This is a genomic window from Nostoc sp. C117 (genome assembly GCF_043099735.1).
Classification (GTDB): domain Bacteria; phylum Cyanobacteriota; class Cyanobacteriia; order Cyanobacteriales; family Nostocaceae; genus Nostoc.
Genome location: NZ_CP170991.1, coordinates 7,377,533 through 7,401,051, shown reverse-complemented (window position 1 = coordinate 7,401,051; position 23,519 = coordinate 7,377,533). Strand labels below are relative to the sequence as shown.

Sequence of the window (23,519 nt, the reverse complement as noted above, 5' to 3'; positions counted from 1 at the left end):
GGAATAAAACAGAAATCTGACCCAAGGCTTCCTCCTCTCAAAAATTCTTCATAGGAATAAGGAAAATAAGCAATGTCCTTCAGGAGCGCTGAGTACTAAGTGCTGTACATAGATAGCGTGGCGTTTAGCCTGTACTGAGTTACGAGTTAGAAGTTATTTATTCTCCTCCTGACTCCTGCCTCCTGTCCAATGTTCTATTCCCAATCCTTCTATTTTATGTTTTTTCTTATAATTTTGTTAAGTAAATTAAATCCTGCACCCTGTGGCCAGATATGATCAATTTCGGGTTTCGTCACTAAGTTGTTGAATTTTTAAAGCAATTGGTAGGAGAAAAGGAAAAATGTTTGACGCTGTGTCTGACTTGGTTAATGCTTTTACCAGCATCAATTGGGAAGTTATTTTCCAATTACTGTCCGTGGCGCTTATCGTGATTGCTGGCCCAGCAGTAATCTTTGTGCTAGCATTTCGCAACGGTAACCTTTAATAATGCTGAGTGCTGATTGAGAGTTAACAGTTCAGAGTTAAGAGTGAGGAATTAAATTTTAGTCTCAACTTATAACTTGTAACTCTTAACTCAGCACTCACATTTTCAGGTTAGAAATGAAAACTTGCTGTTAGTGACTTTGAAATTCAAAAATCAACTCTTCTCAACTTTTATTTCTCTGCGCGATCCAAAATTCATAATTTACATTCAGGAACATACAAAAGTTAATATAAGAATTTCTAACTTTTAAGTGATAATGCTTCAAGTGCAGCCTGGATAATGCTGTCATACTGTGGTTGAGAGATATCAATTTCCTTGGCATCTTGACGATTAGTGCCAAGTAAACCAATTCTATCTCCTGGTTGCATAGCTAAAACTTTCCCTTGAGAATTTTTAATTCTTAATTCTGTTTCTAAACCATTTTTATAGAAACCACAAATATACTGTCGCTGGTTATACTCAAAAGTGATGCTTGAAGTGGTCGGTGGGGAAACAAAAAATTGCTGAACCTGAATTGGCAATCTCGCACCTACTAACTCTAGCTCAATGGTGGTGTTACCGTTAAAGTAATTTTCTCGCAATTTGTAAGCCACATCCAATCGCAGTGGTAGATGGAAATAGTCACCCCAACGCCAGGCGATCGCTTTGATTTTATACTGTTGATTATCAATAGTTTGGGCAATTGTCAGTTTGATGTGACCCTTACCAACGATTTTTTGCTCAACCACTTGGACATTAGGTGTCCAGAAAATTGGATCGGGGTTGTCCATACCGCACGGGTGTAGAGCATTAAGCTGTTGATAAAGCTGCTGATTGATATGATTGAGGTTGACTTCAGCATCAATTCTCAGCAGAGGCTTGAGATGTTGGGGTTCAAGACATCCGTTAGCAAACTCAATCAAACGCGATCGCACCAATTCTAAATTTTCTGCTGGTAGAGAGAATCCACCAGCGGCTTTATGTCCGCCAAATTTGCCTAGTAAATCGTGACAATATTCTAAAGCTGCAAATACATTAAACTCTGGAATTCCTCGCGCTGAACCACGGATGTGTTCCTCATCCTCATAAGTACCAATGAACACGGGAACACCGTAGCGTTCCAACAAGCGGGAGGCGACAATCCCAATAACGCCGTGATGCCAATTGGGTTGAACAACAACTAATATACGGTCTTGCTGTAGAGATGTGATATAGTGCGTTTCGACAAAAGCGATCGCTTCTTGTTCAATTTGCTGACACATCTCTTGGCGACTGATATTTATTTGTTCGCACTCCATTGCTCTTTCCAGCGCCACCCCCATATCATCTGTAGTTAGCAGTTCAATTACAGTCTGAGGGTTACCAATCCTACCAATAGCATTAATTCGCGGTCCCAGGCGAAAGCCGATATCTTCAGGCTTCAGTGATTTTGGATTTTGGATTTTGGATTTTGGATTTTCTCCCCTGCTCCCCTGCTCCCCTGCTCCCTCATCTCCCCTGGCCTGCACGCCAGCTACCTGAATTAATGCCTGGATTCCAGGTAAGTTGGATTTGGGTAATTGCTGTAAACCGCGTTTCACCCAGCGACGATTTACGCCAATTAAGGGGGCTAAATCTGCGATGGTTCCCAATGTAAATAGTGCTAGCATCGGTCTAATTAAGCCCTTAGTCTCCCCTAATTGTTGTGCTAGAGATACTGCCAAGATGTAGGCGACACCAACACCAGCAACACCCCGATAGGGTGAGGATTCTGCTATTAGTTTGGGGTTGAGGATAGCATTAGCTGGTGGTAATTTTTGGGGGATGTCGTGGTGATCGGTGATAATAACTGCAAGACCAAGTTCTCTCGCTCTAGCAACTGGTTCAAATGCAGATATCCCATTATCTACAGTGAGAATTAGCCCTATACCTTCGCTGTGGAATTCTTCAACTATGCGTTTATTAATACCATAGCCTTCGTGCATGCGACTGGGAATAGCATAATCTACTTGTGCGCCTAAAGTGCGGAGACTGCGTAAAAGTAGAGCAGTGCTGGTCATTCCATCAGCATCGTAGTCACCACAAATAGCGATTTTTGTTTGAGAAGCGATCGCATTTTGCAACAACTCCAAACTAATGGCCAAATCTGGGAAATCTTCCAACGGTGAAGGTAAAACTAAAGATTCTGGATCTAAAAATGCTTGTACCTGTTCTGGTGTTTCCATACCCCGATTAATCAACAACTGGCTGATAATGGGGGAAATATTTGTCAAAACCGCCAGCTTTTGGGCAAATTCTGGTTTTTGTGGATAAATTTGCCACCGCTGATCGGGTAAGCGCCTGGAAGGTTTTGATAGTTCAGATACAGGTCGGTCTAGCACGGTATGAATTTAGGAGTTATTAGTTATGAGTTTTGCATTGACAGTTGTTTCTTAACTCATAACTAATAACATTATTTTGCTATCTAAAATACGCTGATTCTTCCATCGTCCATAATATACAAAGAGCGATCGCCTGGAGAGCGCCAAGTCGGACGGAGTTCTAGCCGCAATGTGCCAAAGTTAGGCTTGGAGACAATTGCTTGTAGTGATAAACCCTTTTCGCTCCAAAATATCAGAGATGTATTTGGCTCTGTACCCTCTATTTGTTCTAAATTTAATTTCTGTCCTGGACTTAAGGATATTGCCTCAGTCTCGGAGGGTTTCTGGATTCTAATCAGGTTTGGTGTGCTATTTACAACTTCAACTCGGATATGTTGACCAGGGGTAAATTGAATTGGGTGCAAACCACACTTAGAGGCACAAGTTCCAGCAAAGGTATAGCTGGGGTTATGGATGGATGCTGTGAGAAGGGTGACTGCAATTAAAGCAAATGACAGAGGCTTAAACATAATACACAGTATAAGTACTTAACTTAAATTTACCTTAGTTAATACTGTCAAGCCTCAGCATATTTTCCAAAATCCAAAATTTAAAATCTAAAATTCGGTCATAATCAAGAAACAATTAGGAATCAGGAAGCTAACTATGCACATCCTATCCCTTCATTATCCAGATGACTTACTCATTACCTCTGGCAAATCACCCCAAGCATTAGAAGCAGAACTGACATTTTTGCTTGCAGTCAAGCTATTTGAACTACGCCGACTATCCCTTGGTAAGGCCGCCGCCTTTTGCAACATGAACAAACCCCAATTCATGTATGAACTAGGACGTTTACAAATCCCGGTTATCAACCTAGATGATGACCAAATCGCCGACGAATTGCGCGATGATTAACCCTGTGATTGTTGCCGATAGCAGTCCCCTCATCTCTTTATCAATTATCGAGCAACTGGAAATTCTTCCTCAACTGTATCAGCGAATATTAATTCCCCCAGCCGTATGGGATGAAGTAACAGTCCAAGGTGCAGGTTTACCTGGCGCACAAGCCGTCAGTCAACTAACTTGGTTAGAAATTCAAACTCCTGAACCCATTATCTTAGAACCATTATCAATTTTAGTTGATCGTGGAGAGGCTGAAGCTATTGCCTTGGCTCAGTCCACTCCAGATAGTACGGTACTTTTGGATGATGCTCAAGCACGAAGGGTTGCAGAACGCTTAGGAATTCGCCGGATAGGTACTCTTGGCATTTTGCGTAAGGCGAAAAAAGCGGGCTTGATTGTGGAAGTTAAAGTATATATTGAGCGGTTACGCACTAATGGAATTTATATCCGACCTAGCCTTATTGATGCAGTGCTACGGGATGTCGGAGAAATAGACTAATTAAGGATTCAGAGAATTTATCAGTTGGTTACACTTTTCAAACAAACTCTGACCAATATCCTGAAATGTTTTTCGGATTTCAGGATATTGCTGATGGACTTTCTGCTCTTTAACCAAAACGTCCACTGATATAATCTTCAGCTTCTTTGGTTTGGGGAGAACTGAACATTTGAACGGTAGGACTAAACTCGACTAATTTTCCGCGACGTTTGCCATAGTCATCAATTTCTGTATTGAAGAAAGCGGTGAAATCTGCCACTCTAGAAGCTTGCTGCATGTTGTGAGTCACCATGATGATGGTGTATTGCTGCTTGAGTTCTAAGCAGAGTTCTTCGACTTGGCGGCTCGAAATCGGGTCGAGAGCAGAACATGGCTCATCCATTAATAATACATCTGGCTTCATGGCGATCGCACGAGCAATGCAAAGCCGTTGCTGTTGTCCGCCAGATAAGGCAGTTCCCTTTTCTTTGAGTTTATCTTTGACTTCATCCCAGATGGCGGCGCGTCTGAGGGAATCTTCCACCAATTCATCAATGTTACCTTTGTAACCGTTAGAACGGGGACCAAAAGCAATATTTTCGTATATTGACTTGGGAAAAGGATTCGGTCTTTGAAAAACCATACCGACTTGTCGTCGTAATTTTACCGAATTGATGCTGGGATCGTAAATATTGCGATCGCGATAATTCAATCTCCCTTCTACCTTCGCCCCAGGGATTAAATCATTCATCCGGTTAAAGCAACGCAATAGGGTACTTTTACCACATCCCGAAGGCCCAATAAAAGCAATAATTTGTTTTGCCGGAATCTTCAAGTAAACATCTATCAGTGCTAGAAATCCTCCATAATAGACCTTCACACCTTCAACATTAAATACAGGATTCTCTTTGTCTATCGTGGCACTATCTGATTGACTTCTACTGTTGCTATAAGTCATTTTGCGTATCTCCTAATATTCTGCCTGATTTTTTTGTGAAACTTATCTAATTAGCTATTGAATTTCTAACGTATTGAAAAGCGTTGTCGGATATAAATTGCTACACCATTTAATACTAAAATCAACAATAACAACGCAATAATTGTTGCTGCGGCTGCATTAGCAAAACCTGGTTCAGGACGAGTGATGTAACTGTAAATTTGAATCGGTAACGCCATAAATCTCTGAAACAAACCAGGATCAAAAGTCAAAAAACCCACAGCACCGACAACAATTAAAGATGCTGCATCCCCAATGGCACGGGATACAGAAATAATCACCCCAGTCAGAATACCAGGAATAGCATAGGGTATGACATGACTGCTAATAGTTCGCCATTTGGTGACACCTAATCCATAAGATGCATTTCTTAGAGAATCTGGAACGGCGCGAATTGCTTCTCTCGCCGTCACAATAATTACTGGTAAAGACAACAAAGATAAAGTCAACGCACCAGAAATCAAAGCGGGACCAAACCCAAGCAAATAATTGAAAACTCCTAAACCGAGCAATCCATAAACAATAGAAGGTACACCTGCTAGATTACTGATATTAATCTCAATAATCGCTGTCCACCACGCTTTAGGTGCATACTCTTCTAGATATAAAGCTGCTCCCACACCAACTGGAACAGTAACGAAAATCACAATAATTCCTAAAAGAACACTACTGACAATAGCAGGACGAATACCACCTTGGTCAGGAAACCGAGAAGGGGTTTCTGTTAGAAATCCGGGTGTTAAAAATCTGGCTAATCCATCTCGAAAAATATCAAAAAGTAGCAAAGCCAGAATAAATATACCTATCAGCAGTCCTAACAAAAAAACTATCTCAAATACTTTTCCTAAGGTTTCTCTACTCTCAACATTATCAGTAAATTCTGCCGCCGAATCAAAAGAATCATCTCGTTGATAACTTGTCGTCATGCCTATTACTCGTATTTTTCTTTAAAGCGATTAGCAATCCAATAGCTAACAATATTCAAAGTTAAGGTTATGAGAAATAAAAGAGCGCCCACAGCATATAAAGTCTGGAAATTGAGACTTCCACGCGGACTATCTCCACCAGAAATTTGCGCCATATAAGCTGTCATTGTTTCTACTGATTCGGCAAAGTTAATGGTCAGTTTTGGCTGTTGTCCAGCAGCAATCAGGACAGTCATTGTTTCACCCACAGCGCGAGAGATACCCAGAATAATCGAGGCGATAATTCCAGAAAGTGCTGCTGGGAGAACTACTTTAAAAATGCTTTCTAATTTAGTAATACCTAAAGCATAAGCTCCTTCCCGCAGAGAACGTGGAACAGCTTGAATAGCATCTAAACTAATAGAGCCAACAGTAGGAGTAATCATTATCCCCATCATTAACCCCGCACTTAAAGCATTGAATATTTCTAGAGGAACAATATTCCGCAGTAAAGGGGTGAGGAATAACAGGGCGAAATAACCATAAACTACAGTTGGTATCCCTGCCAAAAGTTCCACTGCTGGACGTAAAATTGCTGCTACTTTGGGTTGAGCATACTCACTTAAATAAATGGCAGAACATAAACCTAAAGGAATAGCCACTGCCATCGCAATAGCTGTAGTTAAGAAAGTACCAGCTATCAAAGGCCAAACGCCAAAATGTCTATCTGCAAATAGAGGCGTCCACTTAGTGTCAAGAAAGAATTGGGCAAAGGAAACTTCTTGGAAAAAACCAAATGTCTCCTGAAAGATAATTACGACAATACCAAAGGTAGTCAAAACCGAAACTAAAGCACAAGCAAATAAAATTACGGCAACAATCTTTTCTGAGATATCTTCAGATGCATTTTTTTCCAATGAATACCTAGATTGTAAATAAGGATCGTCTTGAGAATTGCTATTTTGCATAAACAGTTGACTTTTGCCTACATTTATACCGTTAAAACTGATACTTTTTTTAAATAAAGTTAGTGATTGGCTGACCAGGTTTTGCTTTTTTAAATTTTGTCCCAGTTTCACCACTAGCCAATTTTTGTTTTACCTTGACGTAAGCTTCATCAGGTAAGGCTACATAACCAACGCTATCTACCCACTTCCAAGAATTTTCTAGATAAAAATCTACAAATTCTTTGACTGCTGGCTTGGTATCTAAAGATTTTTTGCTGACATAGATAAACAGAGGACGAGACAAAGGGGTGTAGATATTTTTGATGACATTATCCACCGGAACTGGTTTCTCACACTTACCTGTGGGACTTTCTACAGCAACTAGATTGAGTTTATCTTGATTTTGAATATAGTAAGATATCCCTACATAACCTAAAGCTGATGCATCACCTGATACTCCTTGCACAAGTAAATTTTGATTGTGACTGGGAGTGTAATCTGTACGGCCATTCTTGGCTTTGCCAGTAACAGCTTGAGTCATATAATCAAAGGTTCCAGTATCAGAAGCTGGAGCATATAATTTCAGCTTTTGGTTAGGAAATTTGGGATTAACTTGATTCCAAGTCAAAATTTTCCCATCTGATTTTGCACCCCAAATTTTGCCTAATTCTTTAATAGTTAGACATTTGACGAAGTTATTTTGACGATTAGCAATCACAGCGATACCGTCTAAAGCTATGGGTAACTCGATAAATTCAATGTTCTTGCTTTTACATCTTTTAATTTCTTCATCTTTAATAGTACGAGAAGCACCAACAATATCAATCTCACCTGCACAAAATTTACTGATACCACCACCAGTCCCACTTGAAGCAACGCTAACTTGTGCTTCAGGTTTAACTTTCTCATATTCTTCTGCAACTGCTAAGGAAACGGGAAAACCAACAGCCGCACCATCAATACTCACCTGGCTTTTTAATTCTTGTCCGCTGTTACAAGCACTGATACTGCTGGTAATCAGCATTAAAGATGTTAGGAAAAAGCTATCTTTAAATTTGCTCCGAAAGCTCATAAATTATCAATTGAGAGAAAGTAACTAAAAATTGCTTCTTGAAGTAGTAGTCTTTCAAGTTTAAATTGATGGATAAGTAAATTCGTAGTAAGGACTTTAGTCCTGATTATTTTAACCACTAAAGTCCTTACTACAAACCCTGAAAACTAAGTTGACAAAGTAGTAGATAAGGCTACAGGAAAAATAATAGAGGTTATGCTTTGTTAACAGCTTGCACTTTGTCGAAAATTTTCCCATCGCCAAAAAACTTTTTCTGGATATTATCCCAACCACCTAAATCTTGAGATGTGAATAAAGTATCAATTTGGGGATATTTTGATGCTACTTCTTGAGTAACAGTCGGGTTGACAGGACGATATTGTAACTTGGCAAATTCGCGTTGAGCTTCTGTTGAATAAAGGAAATCAACGAATGCTTGTGCAACTTCTCGGCTACCGTGCTTATCAACGTTTTTATCGACTACGGCTACCGGATTATCAATGGAAATATTAACTTTTGGTACAACATAAGGTAATTTCAGACCACTTTTTTGTGCCAAAATTACCTCATTTTCGTAGTTAATTAATACATCTCCCTGATTTTTTTGGAAAAATAAATCGCTAGCTTCACGCGCATCTTTTGTCAGAATAGGGGCATTTTTATAAACTTTGGTGACATAATCTAATGCTGTGGCTTCGTCACCTCCGGTTTGAGTCACCGAACCCCAAAAAGCTAAAAATTCCCAAATAGCAATACCAGAAGTTTTGGGGTTAGCTGCAATTACTTTAACGCCATCTTTTGCTAAGTCTGCCCAAGTATTGATGCCTTTGGGGTTGCCTTGGCGAGTGACGATCGCTGCTACAGATCTACTAACAATACCACTTCTGGGAGCTTTAATTTCCCAACCTGATTTAATTAAACCTGCTTGCTGAATTTTACTGACATCCAAGGGAAGCGCTAAATGTACTATATCTGCTTCTTGGGTGCCAGCAATCACAGCAGCCGTTTGAGCGCCAGAACCCCCATAACTTTGCTCAAATGTAACGTTCTGGTTGTGTTCTTGCTTCCACTTGGCGACAAATTTAGGAATTATTTGGTCATGAGCAGCTTTAGTCACGGAAAATGAAACGAGTCTGAGCTTGATATCAGCTTTGGTAGCCGAGCTACTTCCAGAGCAGGAAGCGATCGCCATACTCAAAAGAGTACCTGTAATAAACAAGCTGACAAAGCTTTGTACCCTGCGTCCATTCAACCAACTTCTAATTGTCTGTTGATAAGAAAACTGTATGGACTGCAAAGCTTTCCTAGTATAAACTTGCATTCCCTCAATTAGAAATCTACCCAATTCTATCGGTTGTTGCGACTTGCTCATCAGAATACACCCCTAAATCTACGGTATTTATAGTCGGATACCGTAATTAATAAAAGTATAGGGTATATAGAACAATAGTTCTCATCTGACTTCAATTTTTTTTACTAAGTGAGGAATTTCTCATCGAAAGTTATTAAATTGAAAACTTTTGTAAAAGAGCGATGCGTAAAATTGGCTAAAACTTCACGATTTTTTGTAATCAAAGATACATTTTACTAATGTTTTGATTTGTGAGAATTGAAAGCCACAGATATTTTACTCCTCAAAAACATCTGGCATCTTGTCTCTCACAAATGATTTAGGATTGCCATATGTTTAATCGGTATATAGCAATCCTATTTGATACGTGAGAAAACACTGACGAAATGTTAAAGTATTAATTGTAACAGTATTTTGGGTTGTAGCGATGTGGATGCAATCATTAGATGATTTTATCAAACAAAGCTTGGATCAACGTGAAATTACACGAGCAATGGCAGTTAAAATGCTGCTGTGTGGATATAAACATAAAGAAATAATGCCAATATTGGGGGTTTCATCAGGCTTTATAAGTACGTGGAAAAAAGCATTTTTTCAAAACGGAGTTGAGGGTTTAAAGTTAGCACATAAGGGTAGTAAGGGATTTTTGGATGCACAGCAACATCGGTCTGTCATTGAATGGTTGCAAACCAAGGAGCAATGGACTCTCAATGAGTTGGAGTATCAACTGGCATCTAAGTATGGAGTGATATTTGAGTCCAAACAAAGCTACTATGATTTGTTTAAATAAGCACGTATTAGTTGGAAAAAAGCTCAAGCTAATAATCCAAAGCATAATCCTGAATTAGTTACCTTAAAAAAAAAGAAATTAGTGAATTGTTGGAGAGGCGACGAGCCGAAATTGAGTCGGGAGAACTAGTTGTATTCATGGTTGATGAATGCCATTTACTCTGGGGAGACATCATAGGATATATCTGGGGTAAAATGAGTGAGCGCATTTCAATTCCAGTTGTCAATGCTCGTGATAAACAAACATACTTTGGTGCATTAGACTATAAAACAAAGGAATTTCTCACCTATTCTGCCAAGACAGGTAACTCGGAAAACACAATTAATTTTTTGGAGTATCTCCGCTCACAACGTCCAGATGCACAACTTTTAATTATTTGGGATGGTGCTAGTTATCATCGCTCTCAAAAAATCAAAGATTATTTAGATTCTTTGAATGCCAACTTAGAAAAAGAACAATGGTTGATATCTTGTGAAAGATTTGCCCCAAATGCACCTCAACAAAACCCAGTAGAAGATATTTGGTTACAAGGAAAAAGACTGATTCGAGAGTTTTATTTTTTCTGTCATTCCTTCTCTGTTGTCAAAGCTTTATTTGAGTTGTCGCTTAACTGTCAAATTTTTGACTTCCCTAAGCTCCATGAATCTGGTGTTTTCTCATGAATCATTTAGGATTGCTATAGTAAACTGCCAATAATTTGCAGCTTGTGTGGTATTCATTGACAAAAGCTCGGGATCTCCCAAATCTAAAATAACTTCCGGAGTAGTTGGAGGAATCCCCAAGCATTTGATAATTTCTGTAGCAATTGCTCTTGCTAATGGTGGCGGAACTGCATTTCCTACCTGTCTAGCACCATGCCATTTAGTTATATGAAAACGAAACCAATCGGGAAACCCATGTAACCGTGCCATTTCCCGTACCGTAATGCAGCGAGGTTGACTATAATGAATAGGTCTTGGGGAAGTATGTGCGCCATGAGCAGCATTAGTTCCGGCTCTTAAAGTATTCGCTATCCCATTTTCTGCAAGTTTAAAAAAGTGAGAAATAGGTTCTTTTTTTCCCTGTTCTGCGAGTTGAAATCTAGCCCGTGAAATCTCTGAATGATTAGTTCTTATGCTAGAAGTTAAAAGAGAGGGATTCCAATTTCTTCTATAGCCAAAATGCCAACTGCTATCATCTAAACATCTCATTTCTCGTCCATAGTTGCTGGGATTACTCCACTTTTGTGTTTCGACAAAATCACTATATAATAACTCTTCAAATTCTTCTGCTTCTGGTAAATCTCCCAGAGCATCCCAACAAGATGGAGTCGGAGGTAAGATAGAATTACCTGACTTCACAGAATTTGGTTTGCTGGATGGAGTAGGATACTTAGGCAAAACAAAACCTTTTTTTGCACCAATGAGAAATAGTCTCTCTCGCCTTTGGGGTACTCCATAATAAGCAGCATTCAAGACTTTCCAAGGTAAACGGATTTTATAGCCATTTTTCTTGAAAGTTCTGATTAGTTCAGATAAAAAAGATTTATGCTTTCCAGCTGTCAAACCTTTAACGTTCTCAAAAACAAAATAAGAAGGCTCTAGCTCTAGGACTATTCTGATAAAATCTTTTATTAAAAAATTTCTGGGATCGTCTAATGCTCTGCGACCTATATAAGAGTAGCCCTGACAGGGTGAACCAGAGATAATAATTTCAATATTTTCATTGCCAATTCCAGTTCTTTCCCGAATTTCTTTCCCTGATAATTCAGTTATGGAACAGGGTAATACTACGCAATAGGGGAAATTAAACTTATGAACGACTGCATGAACTGGATCGATTTCAACAGCAGCTCTTACATCAAAGCCAGCTTGTTCAAATCCTAAACTTAGCCCTCCTGCACCAGCAAATAAATCTATGACGATTGGTCTTTTTAGCTGTTGACTGTTGACTGTTGAGTGAGGAGTTATTATTTGCTTCTCCACTCCTTTGTCTTTCCCATCTCCCCATACTTCGGCTCCGCTCAGTACAAGTCTCCCCATCTCCCTCATCCCCCACTCCCTACTCCCCTACTCCCCTCTGGTAGCATTTGCAAAATTTCTTGAGCAGCGCGATCGCAAACCCCAACATCTCCTAAACTCCGCTGCATTTCCTCATAATCTGTTAAAGTTTGCTCTCTACGAGTGGGATTGAGTAGCAGTTCCATCGCTGTTTCGATAATATTTTCTGGTGTTGCTTCCTCTTGTAAAAATTCTGGCACAATTGGCTTCATTACTACTAAATTAGGTGGCGATGCAAAAGTTATCGAACCTTTGAGCAATCTCCGACCTAACCAAGCAGTCACAGGATTTAGGCGGTAAACTACAACTTGCGGCACGTTTAGTAGGGCAAGTTCTAAATTGACGGTACCAGATTTACTAATGGCTAAATCAGCAGCAGCAAAAACTTCCTTTTGTTGAGCTGATAAAACTGTAGCTCGTAAACCGTAACGCTCAATTGCTTCCTCAATTGGCTGTCTGTAGATTTCCAGAGACAGGGGAATCCAAAAATGAACTTCAGGTAATTTAGCTTGAATGGTTTGGGCTGCTTGAAAAATTACTGGTAAAAGATATTTTAATTCTTGGCGGCGAGAGGCGGGAAGAAGAGCGATCGCTATTTGTTCTGGCAAAATCCCCAGTGTTGCACGCGCTGCTTGGCGACTGGGGGCGTCTTGCATCAGGTCAACCAAAGGATGCCCTACCCAAGTAACTTCTGCCCCTTGCTCGCGGTAGTAACGGGCTTCTTGGGGAAATATTGCCAACAGTTTATCTGTAAATTTGACAATTCTGCCACTGTTACGGAAACTCAATGACCAAGCCCACTCTTGGGGACCAATGTAATATACTATCGGCACATGTGGTAACTCTCGTTTCACATAAGTCCCAATTCCCAGATTTGGACTCATATAATCGATTAGCACCACTAAATCAGGTGGATTTTTTTTTAAGGAAGCGATCGCCTGTCGTTGCACCTGGAGAGTCGGTAAAATATAAGGCAACCCTTCTAAAATACCCATTGACCCAATACTACTAGTATTGCCCAGAAGAGTTGCCCCAGCCGCCACCATTTTTTCGCCACCCAACGCCAAAATTTCTAACTCTAACCCCAACGCCATAGCTTGACGCTTCAGCGCTGTAATTAGCAGCGACCCTTGTAAATCGCCAGATACTTCGCCAGTGCTGATAAATATCCGCATTTGATAATTGGTGTTAGTAAAAATTTAGATTGAGTAGTAAGGAATTAAAAATTTATAGCGTTTCCTAATCTAGTAACGTACAGCTTAACCTCACCCCTATAAAGCTGTGCTTTATCTACTCTTAGTAAGGAGAGGGGTTGGGGGTGAGGTTTTGATATGTACTTTATACATCAGGAAACTGCCATAACTCATAATTCACGATTCATCACTTGCGCCTTTTTTTCTTTTACCGGGAATTAAACCGCGCCTTCCTGGCATCTGAGAAAGTAGCAGAAAGCGACGCAGATGCTGTAACTGTTCGCTATCGCCTAATAATTCCAGTTGTTCCAAGGCATCTTTAAAGGACAAGTCTGAGCGGTAGAGAATACGAAAGGCTTTTTTAAGCATTTGTAAATCTACTGCGTCCATACCAGACCGTTTGAGTCCCACAAGGTTGAGGGTTCGTACCCGCGCCGGATTTCCCTCTACTAACATATATGGGGCTACATCCCGGTCAATACGTGCCATACCGCCCACCATTGCTTGTCTACCAATATGGACAAATTGATGGACACCTAAAACCCCACTCAGCCTAGCGCGTGACTCTATATGCACATGACCTGCCAAGGCCACAGAGTTGGCAATTACTACTTGGTCTTCAATCACGCAATTATGAGCCACATGAACATAAGCCATCAGCAGGTTACCATCACCAATGACCGTCGCTTCACCAGCACCGGTAGCGCGGTTAATGGTCACGTACTCACGAATCAAGTTGTTATCACCAATTTTGACCCAGGTTGGTTCTCCCACAAACTTGAGATCCTGAGGTTCCATACCGATGGCTGCACCTGTAAAAATCTGATTTTGCGCCCCAATTTCACAAGGTCCCTCTAACACTGCATGAGCGCCAATGATTGTTTCAGGACCGACTTTGACATGCGCTCCAATCACAGCATAGGCACCGACTTGCACTGTATGGTGGAGTTCCGATTTGGGATGAATTACAGCAGTTGGATGAATAAGCGTTTTCAAGGGTGAATCTCCAGAACTGTCTTAATAAACCAGCACCGTCAGGGATTTGTAAAGCAGCACCTTGCTCTCTTTAAAAGAGTTGTAGCGACTGCCGTTCCATTGAGGCGACTGGCATTGCTGAACATGATTATTTCAGGGAACAAAAGTGTCGGGCAAAGCAAGTTAAGTGTGAACGTGAGTGCGTCTCGTAAGAGAGGGCGTCGAAAATCAAGAAATTATTAGGATGCTGTTGTGGATTTTTTAACTGCTATCCTCTTTCAGGATTTAGTAAGGGCAATTCACGGCTATGCCCATACCACGAAAGCAAACTTTTAGTTAACTAGAGAAAACATCAATTCGCCTTCACAAGCGAGTTGACCATCGACTTCGGCAGTACCTCGCATCTTACCGAAACGACGTTGTTTTACCCATAGCAGTTCCACCGTCATTACTAGTTGATCTCCCGGTACGACTTGGCGACGAAAGCGCACTTTATCGATACCTGCGAAGACGAACAGTTTATCTTCACTCTGAGACATTTGAGTTAAGACAATACCTCCAACTTGTGCCATTGCTTCAACAATTAGCACTCCTGGCATCAGTGGTCGTCCAGGGAAATGACCTTGGAAACAGGGTTCGTTCACTGTAACATTTTTAATGCCAACAGCTTTTTTACCGGGGACGTAATCAATTATTTTATCTACAAGTAAAAATGGGTAGCGGTGGGGTAAGAGTTTCTGAATCTCTTCAGATGTGAAAGTTGTTTTAATCTCAGATGTGATTTTAGTCTCATTTGTGTCCTGTTGTTCGGTAGATGAAGATGTGGTGCGATCGCTGCTATTCACTTCAGTAAGGATTGACATTAGCCGTGTAGTTAATTTTGAATCGGTGAATTGAGTACTCGTATATTGAAACCCTTAATAAGCTAGGATTTTAAACTTTAAATCTAAAATCCCAAACCTAAAATTTTCTGAGCCAGTTGAATGTGTAAATTGTGGCTGGCTTTATACGCTAAGAAATGAGCAACAGGAAAAGTTCCTAGTAAACTTAAATCTCCTACTAAATCCAAGATTTTATGACGGACTGGCTCATTTGCAAATCTTAATGGTGGATTTAACCAGCCTTCAGAACCACAAACAAGTGCATTATCTAAACTGCCACCTTTGATTAACCCTGTTTTTTGTAAGTGTTCAATTTGATGCAGTAACCCAAAAGTGCGAGCAGGAGCAATTTCGGCAGCAAAGCTAGCAGAAGAATTTTCTATTTCCGCCGTTAGTGACCAACTGTGCCATTGATTACCAATGGTGGGTAAGTCAAAATCAATACCGTAACTAAAACGAGTTTCTGGTGCTGGGAGGGCGCATACAAAAGCATCCCCTTGATAAACCCATATTGGTTCCTTAATAGCCAAAGATTCCTGCTTCTCAACAGATTGTGCTACTAAGCCAACTTCAGCAATATTAGCTACCCACACCTTTGCAGAACCATCCAAAAGTGGTACTTCTGAACCATCAATTTCAATACGGGCGTTATTCACACCCATACCTGAAAGTGCTGCTAACAAATGTTCTACAGTGCGAACACATACCTCAGCCTTACCCAACTGTGTTGAAAGAACAGTGTGATTAACCGCTGCAACTTGGGCTGGAATTATTGGCAAATCCGGTAAATCCACCCGCACAAAGTAGTGTCCGCTGCCAGCTTCAGCTGGTAGTATTTGCACTTGTGTAGTCACACCACTATGCAGTCCCACTCCAGTTTGGGTGATTGGAGCTGCTAGAGTGTGCTGTTGCATGACCGAAAAGTCAATATATTTATTTGAGTATTGTTCATAGTCTCTTTTGGTAAAACCCCTGATATTCGCTCAAAAATGTCATTAATCCCTTTATCGGAACAGTATTGAGGCAAACGTAACAATTAGCAAGTTAATTAGGAAAGAGAATTGTCATTTGTCCTTTGTTATTCACCAATGACCAATGAGCAATTAAAACCTTTCGCCAATACCGAAATTAATCCGACTATCACCGTCATCGTTGATACCGTAGTCAATCCGAATTGGTCCCAAAGGAGACTGGACGCGAACGCCGAGACCATAACCAAAGCCACTACCATTTTTGTTCAACACTTCAGCCGCTCTGGTAGTAGTTCCCAAATCGCTGCCGAGATCAAAAAATAGTGCGCCGCTAACTACTGAAAAAACCGGAAACCGATACTCAACTGATGCTTGGACATAACTGCGTCCGCTACTTAATGCTCCTTCTTCATAACCCCGAACGGAGTTGCTACCCCCAAGGGTAAAGGCTTCATAGGGCGGCAAGTCACCAAGTACTGTTCCTGCTTGCAAGTTAAATGCTAGGGTTTGTGCCCCTTTGCTGAGACTAATAAAGCTGACGGGGATATATTGGCTGTAGCTACCCCGCAATCTAGTGAGGAAAATATTGCCTAATCCTATAGGAACTGACTGATCGACGCCGAAGCGGAGATAAGAACCGCTCGTAGGTTGCAAAGGATTATTACGGAGATCGCGCTGTACACCCACTTGCAGTAGTAGTAAATCGTCTTGACCTCCTGAAGATTCTGTCAATGGAACTTCGATTGGTTTACCATCGCTGGTGGGGTTTCCATTCTGGTCAATGGGAACTCCATCATTATTGAATAGCCCTCCTGTTTTTTTGAGATTTCCATCAGCATCACGGGCGGAAACTCGTTGATACTGTATACCTGCTGAGGCAGTCCAGACAGAAGTTTTGTAAGGATTTGTGGAGAGGGGACGGGTAAATGTGACACCGCCACCGATCCGGAGAATGCGGGGGCGATCCTGAGAATCTGTATTAGTGGGATTATTTGGGTCAAACGTCCTAATATCCTCATTTTTGCCATCAAAAATCAAGGAAATGGAACTGCGGCGAAAAAGATTGGTTGTGTAAGAAGTCCGATAAGGATCTCCGTCAATCCACGGGTCGGTAAATCGCAGGTCAAATAACAGTTCCCGTTCTCCCACCTGTACTTCTGCTCCCAGTTTTTGGTTCCTACCATTCAGGTTTTGCTGTTGATAGCTAACTGTGCCAAAAAGTCCGCTAGCAGAACTAATCCCTGCCCCAGCAGCAATAGAACCACTGCTGCGTTCAGCCACATTGACTACTACATCAACTTTGCTGGGATCGCTACCAGGGTCAAGGGAGACATTTACATCCTCAAACAGTCCCAGTCCATACACGCGCTGTAGGTCTTTTTGGACTGTGTTGCGATTGAATACCTGTCCTGGCTTTAATTCCAATTCTCGCGTAATGATGTAATCTTGCGTTCGTCCACGAATTGGTTGTCCTTTCTCGTCTGTCTCCTGTCCATCTTTGTTGCGGAAACGGACTCGAATGTTTTCCACTACCCCTTCTGCTATTTGCAAGGTAACAACTCCGTTTTCAGAGACTTGGGGCGCTCCAATTACATTGGCTAAGACGTAACCTTGGTCTTGATAACGCTTATTTAACTGCTTGATGCCTTCTTGCAAATCACGTAAGTTGAGGATTTTGCCGTACTGGTCGCGGAAGACTTCATCTACAGTATTAGCTGGTAGCACAGATGCAACACCAGTGCCAGGATTGGCTTGCACTTGTACCTTGGTTAACACAGGGTTTGGCTGCACAACAAAGCTAACTCGCACTCCCAAGGGTGTATCTTCTGGTGCTGCTTGGACGTTGGAGAAGAAGCCAGTACTAAAGATAGCGTTAATATCTTCTTGGAGTTGGCTACGGGTTGTAGTTCGTCCTGGTTGGGTACGAATGACTTTATAAACTTGTTCTTCTAGTTCTGGTGATAATTGCCCAGTTTGAGATTTAACTACTACTTCCGATACTAGTACGCGAGGATCGGTGGCTTCTGGTGTTGCACCAGGTTGTGTATTTTGGGGAGTAGTTCCTGGAGCTGGTGTTGCACCAGGTTGAGTATTTTGGGGAGTAGTTCCTGGGGCTGGGGCTGGGGCTGGTGTTCTTTGTTGACTACCAGGCTGGGGAATTTCGGGAGCAGGAGATGGCTGTTGAGTATCTCCTGGAGTTGTGGGTAACAGAGGTTCCGTTGTCGGGGGGTTAACATTTTCTGGGACTGGAGTAGTCTCAGGAGTAGGGGAACGCGTTGGAATCTCTGGAGCTGGAGATGTTTGTGGAGTAGGGTTTGGATTAATTTGATGGGTTTGTGCCGTTCTTGTTGTGGAGGTTGGCACTATGACCCCTGACGTGGTGTATACGGGGAGCGGCTTGTTGATAGACATCGCTCCTGTTTTTTTACCAGGGAAAACTGCGACAACGCGAGACCGGAGATGCTCCGCCTCTGCAACCTCTGTGGCATTACGCAAAGATTTTAAACTCTCACTAGAGTTACCCTGACCAGTGTCTTTTTCTGGCTGCTGATTTGTTTCTATTGTCAAAACTTCTGTTGTCTGTTTTGAACTTTTGGCAGTTTGTGCATTTGCACTCGGCGAGCCGCCCAAAGGCACTGCAATTGCTACTGCTGCTAGCAATACGGGAGATAAACGCATTTTACTTATGATTCCTCTTCACAACCACACACACCATCAGAAATTGGGCATTGGGCATTGGGCATTAGTTACAAATGACCAAGGACAAATGACTAATGACAATCCACACGAGTTTAATTTATTTTTCCCCATTTAATAATTAATTACTCTCTACTGCTTTTAGTACTCTTTGTAAAACCTCCTGGTAGGCATCCTCTACATTCCCTAAGTCCCGACGAAAACGGTCTTTGTCCATTACCCGGCGGTTTGAATCTTGTTCTCTGGTATCCCACAAACGGCAGGTGTCGGGGCTAATTTCATCTGCCAAGAGCAACTGCTGTTGTGAGTCCAAACCAAATTCTAGTTTGAAGTCCACCAGGGTAATGCCGCACCGCTGCCAAAAGCCAATCAGAAACTCGTTGATTTGCAATGCTAGATGTGTAATTGCATCCACTTGTTCCGGCGTAGCTAGTTCTAGCAGGTACAGGCGATCGCGTGTCAACAGAGGATCTCCTAATTGGTCGCTTTTGTAATAAAACTCAACCAAAGGCTGTTTCAGAATTGTACCCACTGGCAACCCTGTTTGCTGACACAAACTCCCAGCAGCAATATTTCTAATCACAACTTCTAATGGCAAAATCTTTACTGCCCTCACCCGCATCTGATTCGGGGTAGGACTGTCGATAAAGTGAGTTTTTATACCATTTGCTTCCAACTGTTTAAAAAGCTGGCTGGAAATGCTACAATTAATTTCTCCTTTTCCTTGAATACTGCCACGTTTTTGGGCGTTAAACGCCGTGGCGTCATCCTTAAAATCAGCCAACAAGACTTCCGGATCGTCCGTGGTGTAGAGGATTTTGGCTTTGCCTTCGTATAGTTTGGAATTAACAGACATGGTGGCAGGTAGAGTTCTAGGCGATGGACGGTAATTTGTCCTTTGAGGCTTCACCATTTTATCTTTAGTTACTAACCATTAGCCATTGCTGATGATTCAAAAACGCGTTGTGTCAGTTTTTGTCGAAGAATGGGGCTTTTTATCTGACTTTAGAGAAAATTTATTCAGTGAAGATAATTGTCACAATCTGGTTTTCGGGTCAATCCTCGCTGTCCAGAAGCCAATTAGTAAAGATTCACAACTCCATCTCTAACTTTTAATAGAAGACAATTAGCTTTAGTAGATAGTAAATTTTGACTATGGAGTTTATTAACCAAATACTTGCTTGTAATTATTTATCCAAAGAAAATTATCTTTTTTTAAAAGTATGTTTTTATACTTTCTAGGTAATGGTTTATACTAGGTTAGTTTCAATCTAAATTTCATAAATTAAGATGATATAAATTGATAATTGGGAAGAAAGTCAAAAATTTTCTCTAGTTACTTTAGCAGAGACTTTCTTTGTAAGGTTTACGGTGAGACCATTTTAAGCTTTATCTTCACAGTTTCAAACTCTGAATCAACCAATTCCCGCATCAGTGCTTGGAAATAGAGTTAAATGATTTGATTTCCCTATCTGACAAAAGTAAAGAAAGATGGGGGGTAATTACTGATTGGGCTTCAAAGAGAAATAAGAGAAATTTAATAAATGGAGAAAAGAATAGTGAATAAGGATGATTTTCTATATCCTCGTGGTCGTTACTACGGTCAAGTAAAACCAGAAAACTTGGTCTTTAATGCTAATCTACAGGAATTTGCTCAAAGAGTAAGTTACATTTGCAACTTAGAAACAGGTGGAAAACTACCTCCAAATGAAGCTTACGACCAAATAAAGGATTTATGGAGACAATTGAAGCGCTCAAAAAAAGAGCTGAGAATCGGTGAAGACCCATTCCAGGATAACCAAGGTGAGGCTCAAGGTTGAATAGGGTATTAGGAACTGACCAATGATTACTTAGAAAGCATTGTCCAAACACCATCCCAAGACTCTGGAGGCGGGGTTTGTTGGTAATTGAAAGCACGTTCTAGTTGGATATCTACAGCTTGGTCTTTGGGTTTGATACGTTTGGCGGCTTCAAAGCAAGCGATCGCCTGGGCGAAGTTACGCGATAAATAAGCAGAGCGTCCAGTATGATAGTAAAACAAAAACTCTTGAGTGTTGGCATCTAAAGGAGTACTGCGATCGCCAATTAACTCGTAGATATTTATAGCCTGGTGTTTCCCTTTGACTCGAATTCTATCTAACTCGCGCACCCAAATGCGATCGCTGCACAATTGGTAAGTAAATTCGCTTAAAAGTATATCACAACCATATTCCTTAGTTATCGCTTCCAAGCGCGAACTCAAATTTACGCCGTCGCCAATTACGGTGTAATCCATGCGTTTGCGAGAACCAATATTACCGGAAACCACTTCTCCAGAACTAATCCCGATACCAATATGAATTTGTGGCTGTGCTTGGATAATTCGACGCTGGTTAAATTCCTCTAAGCGTTGTCGCATATCTAACGCCGACTGCACAGCCCTCCAACCATGATTTTCTGTTAGCGGTAGCGGCGCACCAAATACCGCCATTAAAGCATCACCAATAAATTTATCGAGGGTGCCTTCGTAGTTAAACACTGCTTCCACCATTGTTTCAAAATACTGATTGAGCAGCAATACCACCTCAGCAGCACCGAGATTTTCCGTAAGGGTTGTGTAGCCTCGGATATCAGAAAACAAAATAGTTACTTCTTTGCGTTCACCCACCATTAAGGCATCTTCGCCCAAAGCCATAACTTGTTCGGCGACATGGGGCGTCAAATAACGAGACATGGTAGTTTTCATCCGTTTTTCTTGACTGATGTCTTCCAATACCACCAAACCACCCCTGACACCGCCTTCTGGATTAGTTAGAGGATTGACAGTGAGATTGGTGCTGCGCTCTAATATTTGCACCTGCTCGGAAGTGAGAAACTGAGATGGGGGAGTGAGGAGTTGATTCCAGGGAATAAAGATATCGGGGTTATGGCGATCGCGCACTGCTAAAATTGAATGCTGAGAATAAAGCGCTGTTAGCGGTAGCGGGATGTTTAGCTCGTCGTGAGTTTCACTCATAACTTGATGCACTCCCACTATCAAAGTTTGTTCTGGTACATAATGTTTTGCTCCAGTTTTTAAACTATCTTCTAGCCGCATCTGGAGATTTTCAATTGGTACAATTTCCCAAACTCGGCGACCAATCAAATTTTGTTCCCATAACAGCTTGTTGCTTTTGGTATTAGCGTCTTTTATGGAACAACCTAATAACTCTAGTGCTGCATCATTAATTGTGACGATTCTTCCTGCCATATCTGTAGAAATTACAGCATCAGATAGACTTTGCAAAATGTCTTTTTGATACTGTTTTTCTAACAATACATTTTCAAACAGACGAGCATTTTCTAAAGCAATTCCCGCCTGAATATTAAAAGCCCGCATAAACTCTTCATCAGAAGCAGTAAAACTGCTTTGTTGCTTATTAATTAATTGCGTTACGCCAATCAATTCATTTGCGGAATTAAATACTGGCAAACACAAGATATTCCTAGTTACATACCCAGTTTTTCTATCTGTAGTTGGGTCAAAACGTGGGTCTTTGTAAGCATCAGGAATATTTAGAGCTTCACCAGTGGAAGCCACATAGCCAGCAATGCCACGGTTAGCAGAAATGCGAATTTCTATTAAGTTTGTTTCATCCGCCGCCGCCGCTACTTTAGTCCAGAGTTCGCTCATTTCTTTACGATATAGAAATAGCGTACTGCGGTCTGCTTGCATTAAAATTCGAGCTTGCTCCATAACAATTTGCAAAGTTGCTTCTAAATCCAGACTTTGCCCCAGTGTTTGAGTTGCCCGCAACAAAGCTGTTGCGCCTCTTTGATTCCGAGCAGCTACATAAAAAGATTGGCAGCTTTCTAAGATAATCCCAATAGAAGCAGCGAAATCTCGAAAACGTTCTTCATCATCATAATTAAAGGGAATATTTCCAGTTTTATTAGCCAGTTGTACTACTGCCACAATTTGGTTTTTGCTACTAACAACTGGCATACACAAAATATTGTGAATTTTATAGCCCATTTGTTTTTCTAGTTCTGGGCTAAATAAAGGATGAGTATAAGTTTCAGATATATTTAAATACTGACCAGTACTAGCAACATGACCGGGGATACCCACTGTAATGGGAGTACGAATTTCTAAGAATTTTTGAGTATTATCTTGGGGAACTTTTGACCAAAGTTGGCCTTTATCATAGTCAACTAAAAAAATAGCTGTATGTTCTGCTTGCAGTATTTGACCAATTTTAAGTGTGATAGCTTCTAGGACTTTCTCCAACATAGTTTCTAGAGCTTCATTATTGATTAATTCAATAGCTCTCAGAAATTGTTGAAATTCAGCTGTTATAAAGTCGAGTAAGCAAACAAATTCATTAACAGATAAATCTTTAACGCGACGCAGTAGAGCGTGAATACGATTAACTTCAGTCAGTTCAGTTAATGTAGCCAAGACGCTGCCAGGATTGGGGAGTGTCATGGTAATTTTAGATTTTAGATTTTGGGCGTTAGGAGTTAGGAGTTAGGAGTTAGGAGTTAGGAGCTAGGAGTTAGGAGTTAGGAGTTAGG

19 protein-coding genes and 1 pseudogene are annotated in these 23,519 nt (G+C 41.1%); 5 read left to right on the top strand and 15 right to left on the bottom strand.

All coding sequences use genetic code 11. From position 1 onward, the window contains the following. Window positions 1–340 precede the first annotated feature (340 nt). Complete coding sequence (gene psb30 / locus ACFG4S_RS31670; protein ID WP_392532820.1) at window positions 341–484, top strand: photosystem II reaction center protein Ycf12/Psb30; 144 nt, start codon at window positions 341–343, stop codon at window positions 482–484. A gap of 239 nt (window positions 485–723) precedes the next feature. Here psb30 and ACFG4S_RS31665 read toward each other — a convergent pair whose 3' ends face one another. Beyond that, on the bottom strand, window positions 724–2,823 hold the full coding sequence (locus ACFG4S_RS31665) for a DHH family phosphoesterase (protein WP_392532819.1): 2,100 nt from the start codon (window positions 2,821–2,823) through the stop codon (window positions 724–726). 83 nt (window positions 2,824–2,906) lie between these two features. Then, window positions 2,907–3,332 (bottom strand): hypothetical protein, encoded by a 426-nt coding sequence (locus ACFG4S_RS31660; protein ID WP_392532818.1) that lies wholly within the window; start codon window positions 3,330–3,332, stop codon window positions 2,907–2,909. Window positions 3,333–3,468: 136 nt separating this feature from the next. Between ACFG4S_RS31660 and ACFG4S_RS31655 the strand changes: the two genes are divergently transcribed. Then, on the top strand, window positions 3,469–3,720 hold the full coding sequence (locus ACFG4S_RS31655; RefSeq protein WP_048867345.1) for a UPF0175 family protein: 252 nt from the start codon (window positions 3,469–3,471) through the stop codon (window positions 3,718–3,720). Next, the gene (locus ACFG4S_RS31650) at window positions 3,713–4,207 is read left to right on the top strand and encodes a DUF3368 domain-containing protein (RefSeq protein WP_392532817.1); all 495 of its coding nucleotides are present in this window, start codon (window positions 3,713–3,715) and stop codon (window positions 4,205–4,207) included. Before ACFG4S_RS31655 ends, ACFG4S_RS31650 begins: the two co-directional genes overlap by 8 nt. Before the next feature lie 109 nt (window positions 4,208–4,316). Here ACFG4S_RS31650 and pstB read toward each other — a convergent pair whose 3' ends face one another. The 5 genes from pstB to ACFG4S_RS31625 form a co-directional block, all read right to left on the bottom strand. Next, entirely contained in the window at window positions 4,317–5,144 is an 828-nt protein-coding gene (gene pstB, locus ACFG4S_RS31645) for a phosphate ABC transporter ATP-binding protein PstB (protein WP_392532816.1), read from the bottom strand. A 65-nt stretch (window positions 5,145–5,209) separates the two neighbouring features. Continuing rightward, window positions 5,210–6,109: a phosphate ABC transporter permease PstA gene (gene pstA, locus ACFG4S_RS31640; protein WP_392532815.1), complete on the bottom strand. Its 900-nt coding sequence runs from the start codon at window positions 6,107–6,109 to the stop codon at window positions 5,210–5,212. Between the two features lie 5 nt (window positions 6,110–6,114). Beyond that, window positions 6,115–7,056: a phosphate ABC transporter permease subunit PstC gene (gene pstC / locus ACFG4S_RS31635; protein WP_392532814.1), complete on the bottom strand. Its 942-nt coding sequence runs from the start codon at window positions 7,054–7,056 to the stop codon at window positions 6,115–6,117. A gap of 49 nt (window positions 7,057–7,105) precedes the next feature. Next, on the bottom strand, window positions 7,106–8,107 hold the full coding sequence (locus tag ACFG4S_RS31630; RefSeq protein ID WP_392532813.1) for a PstS family phosphate ABC transporter substrate-binding protein: 1,002 nt from the start codon (window positions 8,105–8,107) through the stop codon (window positions 7,106–7,108). 193 nt (window positions 8,108–8,300) lie between these two features. Further along, entirely contained in the window at window positions 8,301–9,458 is a 1,158-nt protein-coding gene (locus ACFG4S_RS31625; RefSeq protein ID WP_392532812.1) for a sulfate ABC transporter substrate-binding protein, read from the bottom strand. A gap of 412 nt (window positions 9,459–9,870) precedes the next feature. On the opposite strand from ACFG4S_RS31625, the pseudogene ACFG4S_RS31620 reads away from it, so the two are divergent. Continuing rightward, a pseudogene (locus tag ACFG4S_RS31620) lies at window positions 9,871–10,889 on the top strand (IS630 family transposase). Here ACFG4S_RS31620 and ACFG4S_RS31615 read toward each other — a convergent pair. The 7 genes from ACFG4S_RS31615 to purC form a co-directional block, all read right to left on the bottom strand. Further along, complete coding sequence (locus ACFG4S_RS31615; RefSeq protein WP_392532811.1) at window positions 10,884–12,248, bottom strand: DNA cytosine methyltransferase; 1,365 nt, start codon at window positions 12,246–12,248, stop codon at window positions 10,884–10,886. The pseudogene ACFG4S_RS31620 and the gene ACFG4S_RS31615 sit on opposite strands and share 6 nt — an antisense overlap. A 5-nt stretch (window positions 12,249–12,253) precedes the next feature. Continuing rightward, a complete protein-coding gene (gene lpxB / locus ACFG4S_RS31610; RefSeq protein ID WP_392532810.1) occupies window positions 12,254–13,441 on the bottom strand; it encodes a lipid-A-disaccharide synthase in 1,188 nt (395 codons plus the stop codon). A gap of 195 nt (window positions 13,442–13,636) precedes the next feature. Further along, a complete protein-coding gene (gene lpxA, locus ACFG4S_RS31605; RefSeq protein WP_392532809.1) occupies window positions 13,637–14,455 on the bottom strand; it encodes an acyl-ACP--UDP-N-acetylglucosamine O-acyltransferase in 819 nt (272 codons plus the stop codon). Window positions 14,456–14,766: 311 nt separating this feature from the next. After that, complete coding sequence (gene fabZ / locus ACFG4S_RS31600; RefSeq protein WP_392532808.1) at window positions 14,767–15,297, bottom strand: 3-hydroxyacyl-ACP dehydratase FabZ; 531 nt, start codon at window positions 15,295–15,297, stop codon at window positions 14,767–14,769. Between the two features lie 83 nt (window positions 15,298–15,380). Further along, window positions 15,381–16,229 carry a UDP-3-O-acyl-N-acetylglucosamine deacetylase gene (gene lpxC, locus ACFG4S_RS31595; protein ID WP_392532807.1) on the bottom strand — a complete coding sequence of 283 codons (849 nt, stop codon included), beginning with the start codon at window positions 16,227–16,229 and terminating at the stop codon, window positions 15,381–15,383. Between the two features lie 189 nt (window positions 16,230–16,418). After that, a complete protein-coding gene (locus ACFG4S_RS31590; RefSeq protein WP_392532806.1) occupies window positions 16,419–18,965 on the bottom strand; it encodes a BamA/TamA family outer membrane protein in 2,547 nt (848 codons plus the stop codon). Between the two features lie 139 nt (window positions 18,966–19,104). Continuing rightward, complete coding sequence (gene purC, locus ACFG4S_RS31585) at window positions 19,105–19,839, bottom strand: phosphoribosylaminoimidazolesuccinocarboxamide synthase (protein ID WP_392536128.1); 735 nt, start codon at window positions 19,837–19,839, stop codon at window positions 19,105–19,107. 688 nt (window positions 19,840–20,527) lie between these two features. On the opposite strand from purC, the gene ACFG4S_RS31580 reads away from it, so the two are divergent. Continuing rightward, window positions 20,528–20,803 (top strand): hypothetical protein, encoded by a 276-nt coding sequence (locus ACFG4S_RS31580; protein WP_392532805.1) that lies wholly within the window; start codon window positions 20,528–20,530, stop codon window positions 20,801–20,803. A 26-nt stretch (window positions 20,804–20,829) separates the two neighbouring features. On the opposite strand, the gene ACFG4S_RS31575 is transcribed toward ACFG4S_RS31580, so the two are convergent. Continuing rightward, on the bottom strand, window positions 20,830–23,430 hold the full coding sequence (locus ACFG4S_RS31575) for a GAF domain-containing protein (protein WP_392532804.1): 2,601 nt from the start codon (window positions 23,428–23,430) through the stop codon (window positions 20,830–20,832). Window positions 23,431–23,519: the final 89 nt, after the last annotated feature.

Coding starts and splice junctions, on each gene's coding strand:
- lpxC (WP_392532807.1), bottom strand. CDS start 16,229: ATGCAACAGCACACTCTAGCAGCTCCAATCACCCAAACTGGAGTGGGA.
- ACFG4S_RS31660 (WP_392532818.1), bottom strand. CDS start 3,332: ATGTTTAAGCCTCTGTCATTTGCTTTAATTGCAGTCACCCTTCTCACA.
- ACFG4S_RS31625 (WP_392532812.1), bottom strand. CDS start 9,458: ATGAGCAAGTCGCAACAACCGATAGAATTGGGTAGATTTCTAATTGAG.
- pstA (WP_392532815.1), bottom strand. CDS start 6,109: ATGACGACAAGTTATCAACGAGATGATTCTTTTGATTCGGCGGCAGAA.
- ACFG4S_RS31580 (WP_392532805.1), top strand. CDS start 20,528: ATGGAGAAAAGAATAGTGAATAAGGATGATTTTCTATATCCTCGTGGT.
- ACFG4S_RS31615 (WP_392532811.1), bottom strand. CDS start 12,248: ATGGGGAGACTTGTACTGAGCGGAGCCGAAGTATGGGGAGATGGGAAA.
- fabZ (WP_392532808.1), bottom strand. CDS start 15,297: ATGTCAATCCTTACTGAAGTGAATAGCAGCGATCGCACCACATCTTCA.
- ACFG4S_RS31655 (WP_048867345.1), top strand. CDS start 3,469: ATGCACATCCTATCCCTTCATTATCCAGATGACTTACTCATTACCTCT.
- ACFG4S_RS31590 (WP_392532806.1), bottom strand. CDS start 18,965: ATGCGTTTATCTCCCGTATTGCTAGCAGCAGTAGCAATTGCAGTGCCT.
- pstC (WP_392532814.1), bottom strand. CDS start 7,056: ATGCAAAATAGCAATTCTCAAGACGATCCTTATTTACAATCTAGGTAT.
- purC (WP_392536128.1), bottom strand. CDS start 19,839: ATGTCTGTTAATTCCAAACTATACGAAGGCAAAGCCAAAATCCTCTAC.
- pstB (WP_392532816.1), bottom strand. CDS start 5,144: ATGACTTATAGCAACAGTAGAAGTCAATCAGATAGTGCCACGATAGAC.
- psb30 (WP_392532820.1), top strand. CDS start 341: ATGTTTGACGCTGTGTCTGACTTGGTTAATGCTTTTACCAGCATCAAT.
- ACFG4S_RS31630 (WP_392532813.1), bottom strand. CDS start 8,107: ATGAGCTTTCGGAGCAAATTTAAAGATAGCTTTTTCCTAACATCTTTA.
- lpxB (WP_392532810.1), bottom strand. CDS start 13,441: ATGCGGATATTTATCAGCACTGGCGAAGTATCTGGCGATTTACAAGGG.
- ACFG4S_RS31575 (WP_392532804.1), bottom strand. CDS start 23,430: ATGACACTCCCCAATCCTGGCAGCGTCTTGGCTACATTAACTGAACTG.
- ACFG4S_RS31650 (WP_392532817.1), top strand. CDS start 3,713: ATGATTAACCCTGTGATTGTTGCCGATAGCAGTCCCCTCATCTCTTTA.